Here is a 22,767-nt window from a genome sequence, read left to right as displayed (position 1 = left end):
AATGTCCATATACAGTATTTGAAAACGTAGCTACTTTATGCGAAACGGTTTCGCGTTAAGGAAAACATCACCTGCATGTGGTATTGCGTACACCAAACTTTTATTAAATCTTTGAATATCCAGCAAAAAAATTGGCCAAGATAAAAACAAATCGACCCAAGGCTTGACTGTGTTGAAAAGAAGTCGAACCCAAGAGTCAAATTTACATTCGCAGTTTGGCTGCAGTAGAGTGTAAAAACATGTTCAACTGAACCCTGGATCTAGCAAGTAAGGGATCAGCCTAGCGGATTAACATATGGGATAACTGTGTTGCAATATTTGGCTGTAGGGGAACTACAGATAAAAAATGTCAACGATGTTGTCAGTTGTTTTTATTTCGCTATTTGTGATCTTTCACTTACGATGACGGGTATCAGTCATACTGCAAGAAAACTGTGCTTAGCCATGTTAGCGCAATACAGGTGGATGAAATCAAATCAATAAATAAGATTGCGGAATTGTAATGAACCTACATTCATTATGTGATTGAGGTATGTGTTCCGAAATGAAAAGCATGGTAAAAGCAGGTGGGAAAACGGCAACGAATTATCACGGATTTATTGGGAGTGATAATTCGGTGCCGAGAACAGCGATTAATCCATCAATAGTGAATTAACAGTAGTCACATCTAAACGTTTAACCAGTTCAGTGATCAACTTAGTGGTGTTGTTGTAGTCTTGCTTATGAATCATTGAAGTATGAGAGTGGATGTAACGAGATGGAATGCCAATTGAAATCGATGGCGCCCCATGACCTGAAACATGCATTGCACCCGCATCAGTGCCACCGCCATTTAATACTTGGTATTGGAATGGAATATCCAATTCTTCACAAATGCTTACGCACAATTCACGCAAACCTTTATGACCAACCATAGACGCATCTTTTAATGTTAATTGAGGCCCATTACCCATTACGCCTTTATTATCACATCCAGGGGTATCATCGGCGATACCTACATCGACAGCAATTGCAATATCAGGCTGTACTAAGTTTGATGCAGTACGTGCGCCGCGTAGGCCCACCTCTTCTTGTACTGTGCCAACAGAGAACAATTGGTTAGGGTGAGCCACGCCTTTTAGGTTATCCATGACATCTAATGCAATGGCACAACCGATACGGTTATCAAAGGCTTTACCCATAAGGTAGTCTTTGTTTGCCATTTCACGAAACTCAATGTAAGGGGTGATCATATCACCAGGTTTGATGCCTAAAGCTTCCGCTTCTTCTTTAGAAGCCACGCCCACATCAATAAACATAGTATCGATTTCTACAGGTTTAGTGCGCTCTGCAGGTTTTAGTATGTGTGGTGGCTTGCTACCAATCACACCGTGGATGTGCTCACCACTACCCGTTGTGATAGTCAGTTGTTGAGCAAGCATGACTTGGCTCCACCAACCACCCAATGGAGTGAATTTAACGAAACCCGATTTTTCAATTTCAGTGACCATAAAGCCCACTTCATCCATATGGCCTGCGAGCATAATACGAGGGCCATGCTCATCACCGACTTTATGACCTATGATGCTACCTAGGTTATCTAATACGACTTCATCCGCAAGACCTTCGAATCGCTTAGCCATATAACGGCGACATTCACCTTCGTTGCCGGGTACTGCGTTAAGTTCAGTAAGCTTTTTCAGCTCGATGATTTTTTTTTCCATTTTGAATAACTCTCATATGGGGTAAAAAGTTAGTTGCCTTAAGGCGACTTTGTATAAGACTGAGCCACCTTATTTAAAGCAATGGCTTTTGGTCTCGTTCGGATTCAGTAGGGGGAATAGCCACTATTAAATACGCTGTTTAGCAAAAAACAGGGAGAGTGAATCAACACACTTTTGGGCCATATAAGGCAAAAGTGTGTGACAAAAACTCTCTCTGTGAAGTTGTTTGACTGATGTCCTGCTCATTATCTTGCTGTGGCAAGATAACGAGGGAGATGGGCTATTTATCGGCTAAATGGCACGCCACTTTATGTTGTTGTCCATCCAAGCTTGGCGCACGCTCAGAGCATGAAGCTTCGGCGTAACGGCAACGTGTGGAAAACGCACAACCCGGTGGTGGATTCATTGGTGATGGAATATCACCTTGCAGGATAATGCGCTCTTTCTTCGCTCGCGGATCAGGCTGAGGAATGGCTGAAATTAATGCTTCGGTGTAAGGGTGCTTAGGCGTGTTAAACACCTCTTGCGCATTGCCAATTTCAACGAATTTTCCGAGATACATCACGGCAATAACATCTGAGACATGCCTTACTACCGACAGATCATGAGCAATAAATATCAGTGCGATATTCATCTCTTTTTGCAGATCAAGCAGTAAGTTGACTATTTGCGCTTGTACCGAAACATCTAATGCGGAAACAGATTCATCGCAGACGATTAATTTAGGTTTTAAGGCAATGGCGCGTGCGATACCAATACGTTGTCTTTGACCACCAGAAAACTCATGGGGGAAACGAGACGCCGAATCAGGACGAAGCCCCACTTTGACTAATAACTCCGCGACCCATTGATCTCGTTCTTGTGCCGTTCCAACCCCGTGGATCTCAAAGGGTTCTTTTAGAATATCACCAATAGTATGGCGCTGATTAAGGCTTTCTAGGGGGTCTTGCAAGATCACTTGCATCTCTTTGCGCAAAGAGATCATCTCTTTTTCGCTGAGGTTAGTGATGTCTTTGCCTTCAAAGAAAATGCTACCCGCTGTCGGTTCGTACAATTTTAGTAACGTCCGCCCTACGGTGCTTTTACCGCAGCCTGACTCTCCAACAAGACCAATGGTTTGTCCTGGATAGAGGTCAAAGGAGACACCGTTAACGGCATAGACATATTTTTTAGGTTGAAACAGTTTATTAGAAACTAAAAAGTGCTGCTTTAGATCTTTAATTTGCAGTAAAGGCGTTGCTTGTGTCATTACATAACCTCTTTAACAGCAAGACAAGAAACAAAGTGGCCAGCCTCAACGGTGGTTGAGCTTGGTTTAGTGGTATTGCAATGCTCCATTGCTTTAGTGCAGCGGTTGACAAAGCGACAACCAACAGGCATGTCTTTCAATTGTGGAACACTGCCTTCGATAGTGGTGAGCTGAGTTTTTGGTTTTGAGGTAACGGTCGGCATGGAAGCCAGTAACCCTTGAGTATAAGGGTGAGTAGGGCGTCCAAAGATTTGGAACACATCCCCTTGCTCAACAATATTACCTGCATACATTACCGCAACATCGTCACACATCTCTGCGACCACACCAAGGTCGTGGGTAATAAAGACAATGGCCATACCAAGCTGTTGCTGCATGCGTTTCATCAGCTCTAAAATTTGCGCTTGAATGGTTACGTCTAAAGCCGTTGTGGGTTCGTCTGCAATTAACACTTTTGGCTCGCAAGCCAATGCCATGGCAATCATTACCCGTTGACGCATGCCCCCAGACAGTTCGTGTGGGTACACATCCAAACGTTTCTCAGGTTCAGAAATCCCTACTTTGGTAAACATGTCCAGTACCGCTTGACGGCGTGCTTCTGCAGTGGTGAGGGTTTTACTGTGCAACTCATAGACTTCTTCTACTTGCTTGCCTACACGTACCACAGGGTTAAGCGCTGTCATCGGATCTTGGAATATCATAGAGATATCCTTACCACGTAATGCGCAACGCTCCGCTTGGCTTAGCTTAGTAATATCTCTGCCTTCAAAGATAATTTCGCCGTCAGTGACATTGCCATAAGGTTGTGGCAATAGATTCATGATGGAGGCTGCGGTAATGCTTTTACCACAACCAGACTCACCCACAATACCGATAGTGCGACCCGCGATAACATCAAAAGTGACGCCATTTAACGCGGTAATATCCCCTTCATCGGTAGTGAACTTAGTCGTCACTTTATTCAGAGACAGCAATACATTGTTTGACATATCTAAAGACCTTATTGACCGATTGATTGAGTGCTTAAATGGGTGATGCGAGGGAAGGTATCACCGTCACTCTTCGCCTGTAGAACCTGTTTCTTCATTTTGGAATCAATCCACATTAGTCCAAGGTCTAAACCGCTTTCATCAAACAAATAGCGAGTTTGTGCCGTACCCACATTTTTTGGCAAACGAACATAACGCCAGTGAGCGGAACGGGTAAATTGCGATGAAGTACCAGGGATAAAACAGTTAGCGTCCATGATCATGCGTTGGATTTTATTGGAGTATAAAACCTGTTGTTCAATGGTCGGTGCTTTATCAAACTTAGTGATCAGTTCATCCATTTTAGGATTGGAGAAACTAAAGAAGTTATTGGTTTGAGGCACGGCATTACTTGAATGGAAGTACTGACGATAGGCCGGATAAAATCCAGCAGACATGGAAAAGTAAGCGGACTGGAATTTTTTCTCAAGTAGGGATTTAAATCCAGTAGAGCCATCTACTAATTTAAGCTCAATGTCTAAACCTGCTTTTTTGGCCTGCTCTTTTAAAATAATAACATCAGCGGTGCTTCTGGCACTGAGATACGTCAGGGTCATTTGCAGTGGCTGATCTTGCTTGTTATATAAAAGACCATCAGAGCCTAAAGTAGAGTAACCCGCTTTAGCAAAGTGCTTTTTCGCTTCTACAGGAGAGAAAGGTTTCACACCTACATCTTTAGGTGTTTTGTACTTACCCACTAAAGTGCCAAAACCATTTTGTCGAGTGGCTTCTCCATGACGGACGTGCTTAATAACAGAATCGAAGTTGATTGAGTAAGCAATACCTTCGCGCACTTCATCATTTTTAAGCAATGGATTGACCATGTTTAACCAAATGCCAGAAGCGCCCGTAGACATTTCATTATTGAGCATAGATTTTACAATGTAACCTTTGCGGAAAGGGGCAGAGTCTGTTTTATCAAACCACAATTTCTGTGAGTTGACATTAAAGACGTCCAATTCACCTTTTTCAAAATACTTAAACGCAAGGTCTGGGTCACGAATGATAGAAAAGCGGATTTTATCTACATTGAAACGATTTTTTAGATAGCGATTGTGATATCCCCACCAATCTTTCACATGTGATAGCTCAATAGAGCGGCCTTTTTTCAGTGCTGATACATAGTATGCACCGGTGGTAGGCTCGGCCTTCCAGTTGAATGTACGTAGATAGTTTTTATCTATGCCATCTTTAAAAAAGTGTTTTGGCTTAGGTTGCATAGCCACACGATCAAGTAACTGCGCATGGGGCAGGGCATCGGCTGAATGCAGAGCAATGGTGTATTTATCGTACACTGTGATGCCCGTTACTTTATGGGTAAAGTAGTTCTTATAAAACGGCGCGTGCACATTTTTATTAAACACATAGTCGAAGAAAAATTCGTAATCATCAGCGGTAATTGGCACACCATCTGACCATTTAGCTTGTGGATCTAAGCGAAAATAAACGGTTTTATTGTCTTTACTAAACGCCCAAGAAGTTGCGAGAGCCGGGTAAGGCTGCAAGGTGTTGGGGTGAATACCCACAAGACTTGGATGGCCGTCCATTAAGTATGAACGGAACGCCGTGTTTGAATCCGGTCCAATGGTACGCAAGGTTAACGGATAAGACGCTAAATAAAGATTCAAAGTGCCGCCACGTTTTGCGTCAGGACTGGCAAATAGTGGCAGATCTGGATTAGAAATCCAGGTTAAGTCACTCGGTAGTTGTGGCGCTGTTTGTTCTTGACTGACTGTTGCTGCGGTATTGGCGTAACTTGGCGTAACGGCCATTACGCCAAGCAGTGCAACCAATAACGTTGATGTTTTTAGAGTATTTATATTCATTCTATTAGCTGTACTTAGTTTGTTTCTTAGGATCGAAGGCTTCACGAATGGCTTCACCAATAAAGGTAATCATGGTCAAAATACCAACGATGGAGAACACAACAGAGCTCATAATCCACCATGCATCAAGGTTGGATTTGCCTTGTTGTAGCAAGTCACCCCAACTTGGGGTAGGGGGCGTTAGGCCAAGCCCTAGATAATCCAGCGCAGTCAAGGTTGAAATATTGGCCACTATGGTAAACGGTGCCAAAGTCACGATCATTACCAAGGTATTAGGCAAAATATGTTTGGTAATGATGCGCCAGCTACTGGCTCCTTGGGCTCTTGCCGCAAGGACATACTCTCTAGCGCGCTCTTTATAAGAGATGGACCGCATATACCAAGTAATGGGTATCCAGCCAAACAGTACGTTAATGAACACAAATAAGGCGAAGTTCGGTTTCACTATAGAAACCAAGATCATAATGACATACAGCATGGGCAACATGGACCACACTTCGATAATACGTTGCATTATGAGGTCAAACTTACCGCCTAAGTAGCCCATAGCACTGCCTACAATTACCCCAATAAAGTAACAAATACCTAAGGTGATGAAGGCGTAGAAAATGGCAATACGGAAGCCGTAAATCAAACGGGCTAATACATCCCGACCTGAGTTATCAGTGCCTAAGTAGTGCTGCGCATGAGCGTTAGGTGCTGTCGGTGGAAACCCGTTTGAGTAATCTTGCTCTAATGGGTTCCACGGTACGATAGGCATAATTACCCAGTCACCGTTATCCTGTTTGGCAAATTTTTGTTGTAAGGTGCGGTAGTCCGCTTCATAGCCATACTGCTCCCCAAAGTCTTCACCGGTTCTCATTTTTGAGTAGGTAGGGAAGTAGAGGTGACCTTGATAAGACACCACTAGCGCTTTGCTGTTCACTAATGCCTCTGAGAATAAAGAGAGCACCACCAGTAGCACTAGAAATATTAAGGAAAAATAGCCGCGTTTAATTGAACGAAAGCGCGCAATCTTCTTTTTTGTTAGATCATCAAAATTAAACATCTATTTACCAAACTTAACTCGAGGGTCAACGGCTGCTACACAGATGTCAGAAATAATGTTGCCGAACATCAATAGCAGTGCAGAAAGAGACAAAATACCCATTACAACAGGGTAATCCCTTTGAATAATGGCTTCATAGCCCAGTTGGCCAATACCGTCGATATTGAACACAACTTCAATGAGAAAAGAGCCTGATAGAAATACGCTGATAACCGAACCAAAATAGCTGGCTATAGGGATTAAACTATTTCGTAACGCGTGTTTATAAACAGAGTCTTTATAGGTGAGACCTTTGCTGACCGCGGTTTTCACATAGTCTGAAGACAAGTTTTCTAACAAGTTGTTCTTCATTGTCATGGTAAGAATGGCGACATCGGCGATGGTGTAACAGATAACTGGTAACACAGCATGCACGCACAAGTCTTTGATTTGACCAAATAAGCTCAGTTCATCAAAGTTGTTACTGGTGAACCCCCCAAGGGGTAAGACATCGAAATAAAAGGCCAGCAGTGAAAGTAATAACACACCGAGCACATAGTTAGGCATGGAGTAGCCAACGAAAATAATCACAGAACTGATGTTGTCGCCCTTACTGCCATGGTGTATCGCTTTGTATATCCCCAATGGAATGGCGATGCCATAACTGAGAATAAGGGCGATACCCCCATAAAATAGTGACACTGGCATACGTTCTTTGATCATGTCCCATACAGGATCGTAATAGCGAGTGGACACCCCAAGATTGAGGTGAACCAAATCATTAAGCCAATCTGCGTAAGCAATATAGACGGGTTTGTCCATTCCGTATAATGCCTTTAACTCATTGATTTCACTTTCAGAAAGCGACTGAGAGGCCGTTTTAGCTCCACCACTCATTTGCATTTGTGAAATCATTCGTTCAACAGGTCCACCTGGAACAAATCGAGTTAAACAAAAGATCAATACCGTAATCCCTAAAAAAGTTGGGATAATAAGTAAGAGTCTTTTTATAAAATAACCTAGCAAAGTAATTTCCTTTATTGGTATTGCTTACCTAGAAGGCAAAGCTTGAGCTTAGATAAAAATGCGGGTCTTTATCGTCAAAGAGACCTGTTATAGGGTTTGGCCCTCTGTCAGGGTTGTAATACTGTGCACTGTTGGTATAGCCCAGTCCGAAATACCAACTGCTTGTGGGTTGGTAACCGAACTCTTCAGAATGGCTAAGGCTTGGGTAATGGGCGTTACCTTGATAGGTGATGTAATGCCTGTCATTGACCGAGAGAGTGAAAGAAAACTTATCGGTGAATTGATAACTTGCATAGAGATCAAGACCTAACGTGTATTCCGTTAGATTTTGACCGCCAGATGTTTTGTATGTATTTGAATATTTGGTCAGCGAGGGTTGCAGCACCAAACCGAAACCACTGATATAACGGTCTACATCAAAGGAGATAGGTACATAACCTGCAATGCCGTATTGAAGTTTTGTATCTCGAGCGTATTGAGTGGTAGGTAAAATGAAACGGCCTTTCAAGCCAAAAGTAGTAAAATCACCGATGCTGTATAGGTTGCTGTAACTGCCATACAGGTATGTGGTCGTCATACACCAATAGTCTTTAGTGTGTGTGGAGCAATAGGAGTTATCTAAGTAATACACCCCAGTAATGACGCCGGCACTGATTTTGGGAGTGAACTGATAGCCAAGTTTAAAGTCAAACTCAACATTGCGGTCATCACGGTAGTCACTCGCCCAGTCATCAGAATAGGTAGCGGCGACATAAGCGGTAATGTGAGGACTGAATGTGTGTTTAGTTTCAGTTTGTGGTGTGGTAGTGGATGCGTTGTTGTCCGTTTCGCTGGCCAAAGCAGGAGTTGCTGAAAACGACAAGATGGCGAGTAACATCCCTGTGTTTATTAGTCGATTTGATCTGTTCAATTGGGTATCTCAATAAAAGTCAAATAATCTGTACTTATTGAGAGGGATTTATGGCAATCAATAGCACTATATATAGGTTAAAAACCACTCTATATGCAATCGACAGTATTCATTCATTCTGCAGATGTATATGTGGGCAGTTGTATAACTTGAGTAATTAATAAACCTAGCAATCCTTGCTTAGTTTAAGCGAACAGATTCACTAAACTTAACTTGCGACTACTCTTTGTGAAATAAACATTAACGAAAGTATTAATTTGAAAAGGAGAATCGTTAAATGTTCCACAACAAAAGAGCGTGTTCCCTCCCACGCGTTGCTAACAAATCTATAATAGATAACTTGTGCAGAGTTGTGATCTGGATCAACCTACTCAGGTAAAAAACGATCGGCAACAACACATCTATCACTTATAAATAAGGCATCAATCATCTATGTAAATTAAACACCTTAGCAATCTGTAAATATGAAAAGTAATATTTCAAATTCACTACTGCCTATTTGCGGTTTGTTAATCAGAGCCATTTTAGTTCATGAATTTAATTTATGATTCGCATCAATTTTATTTTTAATAAATGCAATGTCACGAATATACTGTAAGGGTAGATAAGTTTAACTGCTTATTAGTGTGAACAATGAGTAATTAATTGGCTTATATACTCTTTGTGGTAACAGTTCGTGATTGATGGTGAAGTAAAACTGTAGGCTAAATGTGAATATTTAGATGCCACTGAAAATAATAAATGAAAAGTAAAGATGCCAGGGCCTTTCATTATTCAATGTGAGGTATATTGCATACTATCAAGGGAGTGATTCCAGAGCATGTTTCTCATTGAGTCTCGGATTACTACTTGAATATAAGAGATAATTTAAAAATAAGTACGAGTATGAAAATCAAAAGTGTGTTTGAAAAAAGTCGTCAAGAATTACTGGATATGGGGCTACGTGGCAATACCTTGCTCAGTTTAGGTAAAGGCTCGAAGGTGTTAGAAATAGTTGATGAAAAGTCTTCGCAAGTGTTTGATATTTTAGTAAATAAAAATCGAACCATGAAGTTTTTAGCTGCACCGGAAAACCTAAAAGACGATAACACGCCGTTACAACTCAGTGCTTTAACCGATCACCTACACGGTAAGGTCGGTGATAAAAGGTTTGAAGACGCCGCTTTGCAAACACAATTGTTTGCGCAGAATTTAGATTCAAGGCTACTGAAAATTCACGCTGAATCCATGACCTATGTTCAAGAGCAAGGGGTCGACATTCTGTATGTGGCCACCGGGTTTTTGAAATGGTATGAAGATGATAACTCAGACAAACCCCGTTACGCCCCATTAGTCTTAATTCCGGTAAAATTGGTACGTGTTGAGGCAGGGGATGCGTTCAAAGTGAGCTACACAGATGCGGATTTGGGTACCAACCTCACATTGGCTGCCAAATTACGCATGGATTTTGCCATTGAACTGCCAAAATTTGACAGTGAGCAAGACGATTTCACGTTAGAGCACTATTTCACTCAAGTGAGTGAGGCCATCGCTAAAGAGCGTCGTTGGCAAGTCGTCGCAGACAAAATGGCCTTAAGCTTCTTCTCTTTTGGTAAGTTTCAAATGTACCAAGACTTATCTGATGAAGTTTGGCCGGAAGGTAAAAAGCCGTCACAACATAATGTCATGCAAAGCTTATACGGTGGTGGTTTTGAATCCGATAGAAACCATTTAAACGCCACCCCGATGGATGTCAATAAAGCGGAAGCGATTCAGCTAGTATTAGACTCCGACTCCAGCCAAACAGAGGCAGTATTAGCCGCCCGTGCCGGCACTAACTTGGTGATTCAAGGGCCTCCTGGGACCGGTAAATCACAAACCATCACCAATATTATTTCTCAAGCCTTAGCCGATGACAAAAAAGTGCTGTTTGTGGCTGAGAAAATGGCGGCATTGGATGTGGTAAAAAGGCGTTTAGATAACTGTAATATTGGTGATTTCGTACTTGAATTGCACTCAAATAAAGCCAATAAGAAAGCGGTATTGGGCTCCTTAGAGGAAGCCTTATTGCAAAAAGCGCCCATCACTCCACAGCACAGTGATGACATACAAAAGTTGGTGGCGTTGCGCGCTCAACTGGATGACTACAGCCGCGCCGTGAATGCGCCCATCAAAGAGAGTGGTGTCAGTTATCAAGTGGCATTGGGCCATTCAATGCACGCTCAGCAGACATTAACCGATCAAGGCATTGACTTATCTGAGCTACCTGAGGTTGCGGCAACGGTGAGTGATTGGTCCCATACTCAGTTTAAGGAAGTGCTGGGTAATATTCAGGAATTGGTGGACTACTTAGCGGTGCATGGCGCGCCATGTGAAAACAGCTTTAGCTCAACTCGTTTACAAGAAGCGTCACCGAGCATGCTGACCAATGCTAAACAGTGCGGTGAAACACTGGCCAAGGTGCAAGGGGAGATTGTTGACGTCATTACCCATTTGGCAAAACGTGCCGAGTTACATATGACGGTGGAGTCTTTTGCCGATGCCATGAAGGCGCTACAGTCATTATCTGTGATTGCGGCTAAGCCGAATTTACAAGGGGTAAGTACCGAATCATCTCAGTGGGCAAGCAACGGCGACAGCATCTTGCAATTTGCCCAACATGGTCTTGAGTTGCAACAAAGTATGCAGCAATTGCAGGGCGAGTTTGTGGAGTCGGCCTTTGATTACGATTGGACCCAAACACGCGGCGTGTTCTCCACTACCGGTAAAAAGTGGTGGCGTTTTTTATCTGGCGATTTTAGAAAATTAAAAGCGAATTTTGCCGGGTTACGTAAAGATGGATTAACAGGCAATGTGGATGAATGGCTTGTGTCTATCGATGCATTGTTACAAGTAAAGTCCAATCAGCGTCAGTTTATTGAGTCGGCGCAGGCCGCCATTCAAGTGATTGGTGATAATTACCGTAAAGAACGCACCGACTGGGCAGCATTATTGGAACCGATGCAATGGGTATATAACGCCACTAAAGCCATAGAGGATGAGAGTATCGATAGCAGTGTGGCGCGCTTCTTTGATACCTCTGATGTTCCCGTCACCACCGATCAACTGGCTAGCATCAATGAATTGCTAGAACAGCGCGATAGCATGGTTCAAGGGCTATGTGACGATCTGCAATTGGACAGCGAAGCCTTTATGCAGCAAATAGCCAGTGCGAAAGGGCAACAAATCACTGGTTTTATTAATGACTTAGATAACTTTTATGAACTGGTTCGCTTTAACCGTATAAGCGAGAGATTGAACCAACAACACTTACACGCGTGGAGTGTGCTGGCTTATACTTGGCAATCGCAACCTGATCTGATGCGTCTTGGCTTTCAATATGCTTATTACTCACAATTGGTCAATGAAGTGTATGAACAAGAGCAAGCCATTAAAGAGTTTGATCGCGTGGCACATGAGCAGTGCATTGCACAATTTAAAAGTATTGATAAACAGCTGTTCAGTTTTGCGCAAGAAAAGCTGGTGGATGATTTATTCTCCCGTTTACCAAACCCAAGTGCTCGTGGTGAGGTGGAAACGCTACGTCGTGAATTTAATAAAAAACGCCGTCATTTACCTATTCGACGTCTGTTAAATCGAGCTGGACGCGCTATTCAGCAAATCAAACCCGTATTTATGATGAGCCCCATGTCCATTGCCACCTATCTGGATCCTGCAACGATTGAATTTGATCTGGTGGTCTTTGATGAAGCCTCACAGGTCAAAGTGGCTGATGGATTGGGGGCGATCTTACGCGGTAAACAAGTGATAGTGGTAGGGGATACTAAGCAGATGCCACCCACCAGTTTCTTTGGTCGTCAGTACTCACTCGATGACGAAGAAGCCGAAGAGAGCATGACCGCCGATATTGAAAGTATTTTGGGGATGTTTTTAGCCGCAGGCTCCCCAGAGCGCATGTTACGTTGGCACTATCGTAGCCGCCATGAATCGCTCATTGCCGTCTCTAACCAAGAGTTTTATGACAACAAATTGATGATATTCCCATCTTCAGGCATTAACCCTCATGCCAAGGGGTTGAGTTTTAACTACTTGCCTCACACCACATACGATCGTGGTGGAGCAAGGGTCAATGTAGGGGAAGCATCGGAAGTGGCGAAGGCGGTGATGGAGCATGCGACACACTCACCGGAACAGACATTAGGAATCGTGGCCTTTAGTACCGCTCAGCGTGATACGATTTTGTTGGAAGTGGACCGCTTGCGTAAAGAAAATCCACATCTTGAACACTTCTTTGCCGAACATGCACAAGGGGAAGATTTCTTTGTTAAGAATCTTGAAAATGTTCAGGGTGATGAAAGAGACACCATCTTTATTAGTATTGGCTATGGTAAAACCCAAGAAGGGCGTTTGCCAATGAGCTTTGGTCCGGTGAACTCAGATGGCGGTGAACGTCGCTTAAATGTATTAATTTCTCGTGCGCGTATGAGCATGCAGGTATTTTGTAACTTTAAAGCCGACGAAATGCCTACTACAGGTGAAACACCATTTGGGGTTCGTGCGTTGAAAAACTTCCTTCACTATGCGGAAACTAAAGAGTTAGTTCGTCCAGCGGAAACGGGCAAAGAGCCGGATTCTCCGTTTGAAGAAGAAGTCATTTCCACCATTCGCAGTTTGGGTTATCAAGTACAACCTCAAGTGGGTTGCGCCGGTTTCTATATTGATATTGCCGTTCGTGATCCTGCCAAACCGGGCCGTTATATGTTAGCGGTAGAGTGTGATGGTGCGACCTATCATAGCTCCAAAAGTGCTAGGGACAGAGATAGAATCCGTCAAGGGGTCTTAGAAGGGTTGGGATGGCGTTTCCATCGCATTTGGAGTACCGACTGGTTTAGAAACCGTCAAAAAGCGACGCAACGTTTGGATGAGGCTCTTAAGTCGGCCAAAGCTTTTTATGCCAATTATGATGAAAATGCACCCGTTGCCAAACCTGCCGCAAAACCTGCGCCTAAAGCAAAAATTGAGCGAGTGGAAGTGGCCGAGGTGGCCGAAGTGCATAGTGCCGCCAACTATACGGTGATGGATGTAGCGCAGTTATCATTAACTCCCGAACAAACCATTCCCGAAACGCCTGTGGCTGTGCTAGCAGCAGACATTGAGACAGTGTTAACTATTGAATCTCCGATGCACACTAAACATTTGGCGATTCGTTTGCTTTCCGCTATTGGCGCAACGCGATCAGGGGCGAGAATTAACCGCGCTATTGCCAGTGCTATTGCTCAGTTACAGCTGCAGGGCAAAGTGAGTGTTGATGGGGATTTTGTCATTTATCCTAAGACAGAAACCACAGTGCGCAATCGTAAATCACTGCCTAGTAATGAGCGTAAGTTTGACTTTGTTTCCGATACAGAAATTGCCATGGCAGCTAGAGAAACCGTGCGAGATACGTTTTCTATTGCACAGGATGAACTGGTGAAATGTGTCACCGAAATACTGGGATTTTCCAGCACCAGTCAAGGGATGAAACGCCGCGTAGAAGCGGTGCTAAACCAGCAACAAGAGGCGGGGAAACTGAATTTACAAGGGGATACGTATACCGTTGCTAGTAAATAATAGTTAAGACAAGCGTTGTTGTGGCGTTATTTTTGACAATGATATTACGGTGAGCGGTATTACCGGTAGTCATTATTTTACCGGTAGTCATTATTTGGGCTAATGCTCTAGAGGGTCATTTTCTAGAGCAAGCCTTGTGTTGCTCCCTTAGACCACTGATGTCATTTTAAGCAACAAACAGACTACACAGCAAAAATTATATTGTGTTAACAAACTGCTGTTACCTCAAAGGCTTACTAATGAAGCTCTTTGTGTCAGAAAATCTGTGAAATGGCTGGCTAGCCTGAAAAATTCTCACCTCTAATTGACATATTGTTCACCTAAATCACAAATAAATCATTTATCATATGAATATAAAATAAGTGTATTAATTAAGGATTATGTATGGAAACATCGGTAAAGCGAATGATTCGCCTGTTTACCCTCTTTTGCATTGTCTGTTTTGCCGGACGCGCTTTTGCTGTGTCGGTAACGGATGTCACTGAGGGTAAAATAAACGGAAAAACCAGTGTGGTGGTCAGTTTAGATGGCGTCGTTCATCAGGCATTAGATATTGCGGTGGTGAAAGATAAAAAACGCCTCAGCACTCCGTGGATTTTATCGCCGGATCGCACTTATCAATATTTACCTATTGGTCGAGATGGCGTAGGTGAGTATGCGGTGTCATTAAATGGTATTGAGCGCGGTCTATTAGACCAGGTGGAATACATTACTATTTATGAAGCCCAACCATCCGTGCGTATCATTGGGCAGGGACCGTTTATCAATGCGACCGGTGATCGCGCGATACCTATTGAAAGTGTCAATGCCAGCGGAGCATTAGTCTCTATTTATCGCGTTGATAATATGCCAAAATTGTTTTCCTCTTACTTTTATTCTGAGCAGTTGAGCAACTGGACAGCCCAGCGTTTGAGAAAAAACTTTACCCATCAAACCGATTTAAGTTTTAAGTTTCCTCCGGTTAAGGAGAATGAAACCGTTGAATCCAATTTAACCCTTCCAGATAACCTCAGTAACGGTTGGTACATCCTTGCCATAAAGCCAACTAACTCATTTGAAAGACCTAAAATCTTCCACGTACTGCTGTCCGATATTGGGGTACAAGGAAAAGTGTTTGCCAACAAAGTGTCACTACAAGCGGTGGATCTTGCCAGTAATCGTCCACTGGCAAAAGGAAAAGTGACCATTGTAGGCAAAAATGGCATTCATGGTACTGGGCATGTGAGTAACGGATTTGTGCAAATGAATTACTCAAACCGCTCTGAAGATGATGTGTTTGTCATCGAAAGTCAGCATGGGTTAGCCGTGCTACCTATGAAGGAAGTGCCTCTGGATTTGTCGGATTTTAAAGTGGCGGGTTTGCCTGATAAAAAGATAAACGGCTTTGTTTTCTCCAATCGCAACTTGTTTAAACCTTCAGAGAAAGTGAAACTAAACGTGCTGGTTCGTAAAGAGTCTGGGGATATCAGTTCCCTGAACAGCGTGTTTGTTAAGGTGGTGACACCGGATGGTAAAGTGGCTCTGTCACGTACCGTAAAACAATCCATTGCGGGCTTCTTTAATTTTGACTTTACTATTCCAGCATCGGCCAAGTTAGGTAAGTGGAGCGCCACTATCTTAGCCAATAAAACCGCGAAACAAGCCATTGGCACCTTTAACTTTAATGTGGCGGAGTTTGTACCTGAGCGTATGGATCTTACGCTATCACTGCCCGCATCAGCACAAGCAGGAGAGGCTATAACAGGGGATGTGAACGGGCGTTATCTGTACGGTCAACCTGCAGATGGTAATAAGTTAACCATAAGATCAACTCTGCAATCTATTACTCACTTCCCAGGTAAGTATCAAAACTATTTTGTGGGTACGGAACATTATATTTCATCGAGTAAGGCCCCTGAAACCGTAGAGATGAATCTAGACAAACAAGGACACGGAACCGTAACACTGACGCCTATTGAAAAAGAAGCGTTAGAGGGTCCAGCCATGTTAACCATCAATAACCAATTGTTTGAAACCGGCGGCGCGACGACAACCCGAGTAAAAAAAGTGCTTATTGCAAATGGTCAATCTATTGTGGGTATTAAGCCGGCAAGTGATGCCATTGGTTATTACACCGATGCCAAGTTCTCCCTTTTGCTACTTAATGAAACCGGTGATAAAACCCTATCAGATAAAGTTACTATTAGGGTTGAACGAAATACGGGTGGCTATTATTGGGTGTTTAATGAAAGCTCAGGTTGGGATTTGCGTCAAGACAACAAATGGCGTGTGGTGAAATCCTCGGTTAAAAATCTAAAACAACAGGGTAATGTGGTCTCTATACCAGTGAGATGGGGTGACTATCGAATTACTGCTATAGCCCCTAGTGGACAAAAAACCGTGTATAACTTTGAGGCGGGTTGGGATGAAGAAAACAAGCAAATTCCAGTGAAACCTGATCAACTTGCTATGAAGTTGGATAAAGAAAATTATCTAGCAGGGGAGTACATTACCGTTGATCTTTCATCGCCTATTGATGGACTGGTGACTTTAGAATTAGTAGGGGATAAAACCTACCAGCACGCGACCGTGGATCTAAAAGGCAAAACTCAGGTTCGACTTAAAATACCGCAAGATTTACAACGATACGACTTGTATCTGGTGGGGACGTTAGTGAACTCACAGAACTCGTTTGTGCATCGCTCTTTAGCCGTTGCACCCATTAAGCTATACCGAGGCCATCGCCACTTAGATGTGAGCCTAGTGACACCGGAAAAACTGCAACCTTTTACCACTCAAACCGTTAAGGTCAAAGTGAAAGGGCACCAAGCAATAAACAATGGTTATGTGGTATTAACGGTTGCGGATAAAGGCATCATTAATATGTCCCGTTATAAAGTGCCTAACCTGTTTGATTGGTTCTATGGGCAGAAACGCTTCGGTGCCGATATCGTAGATTTATACTCAAGACAGTTTAAATCACGCCCGTCGTCGTTCATTCGTCATCGTTATGGTGGTGATGAAGACCTCAATAGCAGCAAACCTATGGACAACTTAGTGGAGAGTAAAACCTTCAATACCGTATTACCTCCGGTTAAATTAAACAGTAATGGTGAGGCCGAAGTGCAACTGCATGTGCCTGACTATAACGGTGAAGTACAAATGGTGGCTACCGTGTTTGATGGCAATAAATTTGGCCAGAACACACAAGACGTAACGGTTAGCGCTCCTATTGTTGCTGAGCTTTCAGTGCCGCGTTTCTTTGCTACAGATAGCCAAAGCCAGGTGATGGTAGAAGCATCAAACCAAACTAAAAAGAGACAACGAGTCACACTGTCACTTAGTGCTGAGAATGGCATTACCCTACAAGGTGATCCGCAAAAAGTGTTGATGCTCTCTCCAGGAGAAAAGGGGCATTTTGCTGTGCCTATAGAGGTGGGTAACACGACCGCCATGTCGACATTGCAATTGTCAGTGGATAGTGCGGACTATACCGTGCAGCGTAATTGGCGTGTGCCGGTGCGTACGCCATCGCCATACGTGAGTAAAAAATCCACTCGAGTGTTACGCTCCGGAGATGTGATGCGAGTGAGTAAAGGACAATGGAATGGCATTTTACCTGTAGATCAAGGTATTAGCGCTATCTCGTTTAGCCGAGTGCCAGAAATAGAACCCACCGCTTTTGTACAAGGCTTGTTCCGTTATCCTTACGGTTGTGTTGAGCAAACCACCAGTACGGCTTACCCATGGTTACTGGATGACAGTTCGCTGTTGCCACTAAAGGAAAAGGTATTACAAAGCCGTTCTGTTTCGGCTAAGCATAACCAAACGGTTAATGACACGGATATGTTGCAACGAGCGGTCATGCGCCTCTCGTACTATCAAAATGCCCAAGGTGGCTTTGGTCTATGGGGCCGCAACTCCTATGAAGAAAAGTGGTTAACGGCGTATGTGGCGAGCTTCTTATTTGATGTGAAAGCCGCTCATCCGAACCTTGTTAATCAAGACATGCTGGATAAATTGGTTCAGCGCTTGCACTATTACCTCTACAACTCTAAGGATGTGAATGACTTGGCCTATGCGGGTTATGTTCTAAGCCGAGAAGGGCTATTGTCGTTCTCAGATGCGAAAAGCTACTTAAAAAACTTGAACGTCGACAGCAGTCTAAGTAATGCCTATCTAGGGGCGACGTTTTACCGATTAGGTGATATGCGTACCAGCAAGCGTTATTTTGCCGCTGTGGATGACAGTCCCTACATTGTGGTGGGTAGTTATTATGACTCTGCCATATCGTCGTACAGCAAACTGGTGTCTATCGTCAGTGAATTGGAGCAACTAGGTCCGATTAATCCGCAGTTATCCAATATGCGAATTGAAGCTGCCAAGGAGATTTTTAACAGGCTAAATCGTCGTCGCTATTTTAGTACCCAAGAGAAGTACGCCTTAGCCAAAGCAGGGTTTGAGTTGCAAGCATTAAATCAACATCCTGTGACCATTGCGCAAAATGGCTATTCGGTACAAGCCACTCAGCCATTTACCATGAAGTTAGGGGATACATTTAATAACGACACCGCGCAGCCTATCTATGTCACTGAGTCCATTGATGGCTACGCTGATCCAGATATGCTCAGTAGTTCCATTGCCTTTAAAGAGGTGGATCGTGACTACTTTAATGAGAATGGGTTACCCATTAACAGCGGCCAATGGCAGGTAGGGCAAACGATTGTTGCTCGTGTGAGTGTACGCTTGAATGAGAATGTGGACAAAGGGATGCTGGTGGATTATCTGCCAGCGGGATTGGTACTAGAAAATCCAGACTTTACTGACTCGAAAGAGCTACTTGAGTCGTTAGACTTCTATTCCAGTGACGTGGAGATGGAAGAGTTTCGTAATGACCGCTATGTTGCCGCATTGAATATGTCTGCGGGAAAAAAATACACATTTTATTATGTGATGCGCGCAGAAACCAAAGGGGTGTCAGAGGTGCCTAATGTGTATATTGAGGATATGTACGCGCCAGAACGTTTTGTTTATGAGCCAGGCTCTACTGAGACTGTGACCATCAAATGATCAAAACAGGGATAATCACTGCAGTCACAGCGATGGTATGCGCCTTTGCTGTGACTGTGGGCGGTTGGTATGCGCTTAATTGGGCATACCCCTTGCCGCAACAGATACATAAAAGTAACGCAGTGAATGTACTATCGTCACAAGGAGAAGTGTTACGTCAATTTGCCGATGCTAATGGCACGTTCCGTACGCCCGTTACAGTGGATCAAGTGTCTTCAATCTACCTGCAGTCACTGCTGGCCTATGAAGACCACGATTTTTACACGCACAAGGGCGTGGATATAGGCGCGCTATTTCGCGCTGCGTATCAGCGCCTTCGTTATGGAAAAATCGTTTCTGGTGGGTCAACTTTAACTATGCAAGTAGCGCGTATCTTATATCCCATAGATCGCTCTTATTGGGGGAAGCTTGAGCAGATCTTTCGCGCTTTACAATTAGAACATCACTACAGCAAGCAACACATTTTGAATATGTATCTTACTCATGTGCCTATGGGAGGAAACATTGAAGGGGTGGCGGCAGCCAGTGAGCGTTATTTTGGTAAGTCAGCCCAAAACTTAAATATTTCTGAAGCTGCGTTATTAACCGTGATCCCGCAAAGGCCTAGTGTGTATCGTCCTGATAGACACCCGAAAACCGCCTTGCAGGCGCGCAACAAGGTGCTCAGACGTTTAATTACTGAAGGGATGTTGACCGAGCAAGAGTACCAATTACTTAAGCAGGAAAAAGTGGCGGCAGGGCGCATGCCCATTAAACGGCAAGTGCCGCTATTGGCGCGTGAGTTAAAGCATCGCCAACAACATAATGAAGATATGCAAGATCCGAGCGCTTCCACAATCACCACCTTCATAGATAGTGAGTTACAAAACAATGTGAATGCTATTGTTCATCAGAGATTTAGCGAACTGTCACAAGCCTTGTCGGTGGCTGTAATGGTGGTGGAGAATAAAACGGGTAAAGTGAAGGCCTATAAGGGATCGCTGGATATGGACAGTAAGCGCAGTTTTGGTCATGTGGATATGACCAGAGCGGTGCGTTCACCAGGTTCAACCTTAAAACCGTTTGTCTATGGCAGGGCGTTAGATGACGGCTTGATACACTCGCAAAGTTTGCTGCTGGACATCCCTATGGCGTTTGGCGGTTATAAACCGCAAAACTTTGATAAACATGTGCAAGGGAAAGTGTCAGCCAGCGAAGCGCTGCAACGTTCAAAAAATATATCCGCCGTGTATCTTCTTGATAAAATTGGCGTAGAAAATTTCGTTAAGCAGATGCAGATCTTAGGGGCATCGCTACGTTTAGCGGATATAAATTTAACGGTAGTGTTAGGTGGTGGCGGCTCTACGCTGCGTGAATTGGTTATGTACTATACGGCATTAAGTCGGCAAGGTATGGCCATAAAACCAAGATTAAGCCAGATAGATCCTATTTTGCAAGGACGTTTGTTGAGCCCAGAAAGCGCTTGGATTACTCGCCATATACTGCAAGGCATAAGCCCACCAGATAGACCGCAAGCCAAATATGGGCGTAAAATCGCTTGGAAAACGGGCACCAGTTATGGTTATCGTGATGCTTGGGCTATTGGTACCAGTAATGACTATACCGTTGGTGTTTGGATTGGCAGACCCGATGGCTCCCCCTATGTAGGGCAAACGGGAGCAACAATGGCGGCCCCTTTTTTGTTTGATGTGTTTGACTTATTGCCTAAAGATCAACAATCAGTGACTAAGCCACCGCAAGTGGTTCAGCAAGCTATTTGTTGGCCTAGCGGGTTAGCAACGGCTATGGTTGCCAACAAAGACTGTATTGAAAAAAGAGTCGCGTGGACGATAGACGGCGTGACACCGAGAACCTTACGTCGTGATAAGCGTTTATCTAAGGCTAATCAGTGGCCTCAAGCCTTATTGTCTTGGAAAAAAGAGCACAGTCAATCCACGCATTTCATTGATATTATTCAACCGCAAGATGGCAGTCATATTTATCCTTACCCGGGGCAGGTATTGACCTTAAAATCGTCTAGTGTGTCGTCACGTTGGTATTTAGATGGCAATGTGGTGGGGGATCATATCGTGGCAGCGTCATTATCTGGTACGCATCAAATTAAAGCGTGCAATGACAGCACTTGCTCCTCTGTGAGTATCACCGTATACCCCTCACAATGAACGTATAACCGATAAGGTAACAAGGGAACAAAGTAAGGATAACCTGTGATGCGTGACGAAGGTTATCCTTTCTGCTTTTAGAGCGTTAGCGATTGAACCTGCTGCTGCAATGTGAATAGGTGCGCAGCCACCTCCATATGTTGTGGGTAGTCACTAAACCATGCGCGATACTCTTGAGTCATGACATGGATCTCCTCTGCGCGCATTAACTTCCAATACAGCGCCGTGGTGTGCAACATGGCGGCTAAAGGTTTAAACATCACCTTTTCATAAGCCAAAAATAACGCTTCCAACACTTGTTCGCGCATCGGTTCGGTGTTTATACCGCTGTTAATTTGCTTAAGGGCGTGAATGTAGTTTGCATTGGCTTGCAAGGTTGCCATTAAGCTACTGTTATGGGTGGCCATCCCTTTTAGCTCCCCGTGCACTAGGTTAAGCCAAGCCTGTTGTGTTAGGTCATCTTCTGTGAGTTGGTCATATTGTTGACGAATGTTCTTCTCTATCGCTTTTTGGTTACTCATCAGAGCCTTACGGACTTTTTGAAAGGGGAGCTGATAGGTTTTACACAGTTCAATAATCAAAGCATGGTACCCATCGCCTGGGAAATGCATATTGGTTTTAAAGGTGGCAATGGCTTGCTCTTGTTGAGGTGTTAACTCACTCATTATGTGTCCTGTACTGTGGCAAAATGTGGGGCGAAATGTGTTTAAAGTGGCTATAAACCAAAGCCAACTTTAGGAAGCATACGAACTGAGCGCACTCCCCATGGTGTTAAATCAGGCTTAGGCTTGCCAGTATAGTTCCCTAAACAGATATACCCTTTTGATAAATAACGATATAGAAAATCGCCGCCAAGCAGTTTGGCATTTTTATCATCAAAGGCAGGTAATAGAATACGTTCTACGCGAAGATCTGGGGCTTGTTTGAATGCCGCATAAACGGAGGATTTCACTTCATAAGCATTAAGATTATTCAGCAAAGCTTTATCAGACATTGATGCTTTTTTAGCAATAAAAAGCATGATGAGTCGTTTTTGTTGTTCCGATGAAACAATGAGCATTTCCATAATAGGGTTCCCTTTGAAAGAGGGAGCAGTATATAAGAGTGTGGGGTGAAAAACTATGCGTTCCTGATGGAGGGAATGGGATAGGTTAATGGGGGAAAGTTGGGCCTAGCCATTTTTGGTTAGGCCCAAGAG

The 22,767-nt window shown here is 43.7% G+C and carries 12 protein-coding genes; 3 read left to right on the top strand and 9 right to left on the bottom strand.

Features of this window, described 5'->3' with window-relative positions:
- Positions 1 to 632: 632 nt before the first annotated feature.
- From OCU56_RS07690 to OCU56_RS07660, 7 genes are all read right to left on the bottom strand, one after another.
- Positions 633 to 1,703 (bottom strand): M42 family metallopeptidase, encoded by a 1,071-nt coding sequence (locus OCU56_RS07690; RefSeq protein WP_261872652.1) that lies wholly within the window; start codon positions 1,701 to 1,703, stop codon positions 633 to 635.
- A gap of 280 nt (positions 1,704 to 1,983) precedes the next feature.
- Positions 1,984 to 2,952 (bottom strand): ABC transporter ATP-binding protein, encoded by a 969-nt coding sequence (locus OCU56_RS07685; RefSeq protein WP_261872651.1) that lies wholly within the window; start codon positions 2,950 to 2,952, stop codon positions 1,984 to 1,986.
- A complete protein-coding gene (locus OCU56_RS07680; RefSeq protein ID WP_261872650.1) occupies positions 2,952 to 3,941 on the bottom strand; it encodes an ABC transporter ATP-binding protein in 990 nt (329 codons plus the stop codon). The genes OCU56_RS07685 and OCU56_RS07680 overlap by 1 nt, the downstream gene beginning before the upstream one ends.
- Before the next feature lie 11 nt (positions 3,942 to 3,952).
- The gene (locus tag OCU56_RS07675; RefSeq protein ID WP_261872649.1) at positions 3,953 to 5,806 is read right to left on the bottom strand and encodes an extracellular solute-binding protein; all 1,854 of its coding nucleotides are present in this window, start codon (positions 5,804 to 5,806) and stop codon (positions 3,953 to 3,955) included.
- Positions 5,807 to 5,810: 4 nt separating this feature from the next.
- Positions 5,811 to 6,854 (bottom strand): ABC transporter permease, encoded by a 1,044-nt coding sequence (locus OCU56_RS07670; RefSeq protein ID WP_261872648.1) that lies wholly within the window; start codon positions 6,852 to 6,854, stop codon positions 5,811 to 5,813.
- Positions 6,855 to 7,859 carry an ABC transporter permease subunit gene (locus tag OCU56_RS07665; protein ID WP_261872647.1) on the bottom strand — a complete coding sequence of 335 codons (1,005 nt, stop codon included), beginning with the start codon at positions 7,857 to 7,859 and terminating at the stop codon, positions 6,855 to 6,857.
- Between the two features lie 28 nt (positions 7,860 to 7,887).
- Entirely contained in the window at positions 7,888 to 8,769 is an 882-nt protein-coding gene (locus OCU56_RS07660) for a hypothetical protein (protein WP_261872646.1), read from the bottom strand.
- Between the two features lie 885 nt (positions 8,770 to 9,654).
- On the opposite strand from OCU56_RS07660, the gene OCU56_RS07655 reads away from it, so the two are divergent.
- From OCU56_RS07655 to pbpC, 3 genes are all read left to right on the top strand, one after another.
- On the top strand, positions 9,655 to 14,358 hold the full coding sequence (locus OCU56_RS07655) for a DUF3320 domain-containing protein (RefSeq protein ID WP_261872645.1): 4,704 nt from the start codon (positions 9,655 to 9,657) through the stop codon (positions 14,356 to 14,358).
- A 384-nt stretch (positions 14,359 to 14,742) separates the two neighbouring features.
- On the top strand, positions 14,743 to 19,407 hold the full coding sequence (locus OCU56_RS07650) for an alpha-2-macroglobulin family protein (RefSeq protein ID WP_261872644.1): 4,665 nt from the start codon (positions 14,743 to 14,745) through the stop codon (positions 19,405 to 19,407).
- Positions 19,404 to 21,569, top strand: a complete 2,166-nt coding sequence (gene pbpC, locus OCU56_RS07645) for a penicillin-binding protein 1C (protein ID WP_261872643.1) — start codon at positions 19,404 to 19,406, stop codon at positions 21,567 to 21,569. Before OCU56_RS07650 ends, pbpC begins: the two co-directional genes overlap by 4 nt.
- Positions 21,570 to 21,646: 77 nt before the next feature.
- On the opposite strand, the gene OCU56_RS07640 is transcribed toward pbpC, so the two are convergent.
- Both OCU56_RS07640 and OCU56_RS07635 read right to left on the bottom strand, forming a co-directional pair.
- Complete coding sequence (locus tag OCU56_RS07640; RefSeq protein ID WP_261872642.1) at positions 21,647 to 22,234, bottom strand: hypothetical protein; 588 nt, start codon at positions 22,232 to 22,234, stop codon at positions 21,647 to 21,649.
- A 50-nt stretch (positions 22,235 to 22,284) separates the two neighbouring features.
- Positions 22,285 to 22,635, bottom strand: coding sequence for a hypothetical protein (locus OCU56_RS07635; RefSeq protein WP_261872641.1), 351 nt, complete (start codon positions 22,633 to 22,635; stop codon positions 22,285 to 22,287).
- Between the last annotated feature and the right edge of the window lie 132 nt (positions 22,636 to 22,767).

The organism is Vibrio rarus, assembly GCF_024347075.1.
Classification (GTDB): domain Bacteria; phylum Pseudomonadota; class Gammaproteobacteria; order Enterobacterales; family Vibrionaceae; genus Vibrio; species Vibrio rarus.
The sequence above is the reverse complement of the archived record's forward strand: the minus strand, read 5'-3'. Positions and strand labels throughout refer to the sequence as shown.

What these genes read in the sequence shown, in the direction of transcription:
- OCU56_RS07690 (WP_261872652.1), bottom strand. Translation starts at nt 1,703, where the DNA reads ATGGAAAAAAAAATCATCGAGCTGAAAAAGCTTACTGAACTTAACGCA.
- OCU56_RS07685 (WP_261872651.1), bottom strand. Translation starts at nt 2,952, where the DNA reads ATGACACAAGCAACGCCTTTACTGCAAATTAAAGATCTAAAGCAGCAC.
- OCU56_RS07680 (WP_261872650.1), bottom strand. Translation starts at nt 3,941, where the DNA reads ATGTCAAACAATGTATTGCTGTCTCTGAATAAAGTGACGACTAAGTTC.
- OCU56_RS07675 (WP_261872649.1), bottom strand. Translation starts at nt 5,806, where the DNA reads ATGAATATAAATACTCTAAAAACATCAACGTTATTGGTTGCACTGCTT.
- OCU56_RS07670 (WP_261872648.1), bottom strand. Translation starts at nt 6,854, where the DNA reads ATGTTTAATTTTGATGATCTAACAAAAAAGAAGATTGCGCGCTTTCGT.
- OCU56_RS07655 (WP_261872645.1), top strand. Translation starts at nt 9,655, where the DNA reads ATGAAAATCAAAAGTGTGTTTGAAAAAAGTCGTCAAGAATTACTGGAT.
- OCU56_RS07650 (WP_261872644.1), top strand. Translation starts at nt 14,743, where the DNA reads ATGGAAACATCGGTAAAGCGAATGATTCGCCTGTTTACCCTCTTTTGC.
- pbpC (WP_261872643.1), top strand. Translation starts at nt 19,404, where the DNA reads ATGATCAAAACAGGGATAATCACTGCAGTCACAGCGATGGTATGCGCC.
- OCU56_RS07640 (WP_261872642.1), bottom strand. Translation starts at nt 22,234, where the DNA reads ATGAGTGAGTTAACACCTCAACAAGAGCAAGCCATTGCCACCTTTAAA.
- OCU56_RS07635 (WP_261872641.1), bottom strand. Translation starts at nt 22,635, where the DNA reads ATGGAAATGCTCATTGTTTCATCGGAACAACAAAAACGACTCATCATG.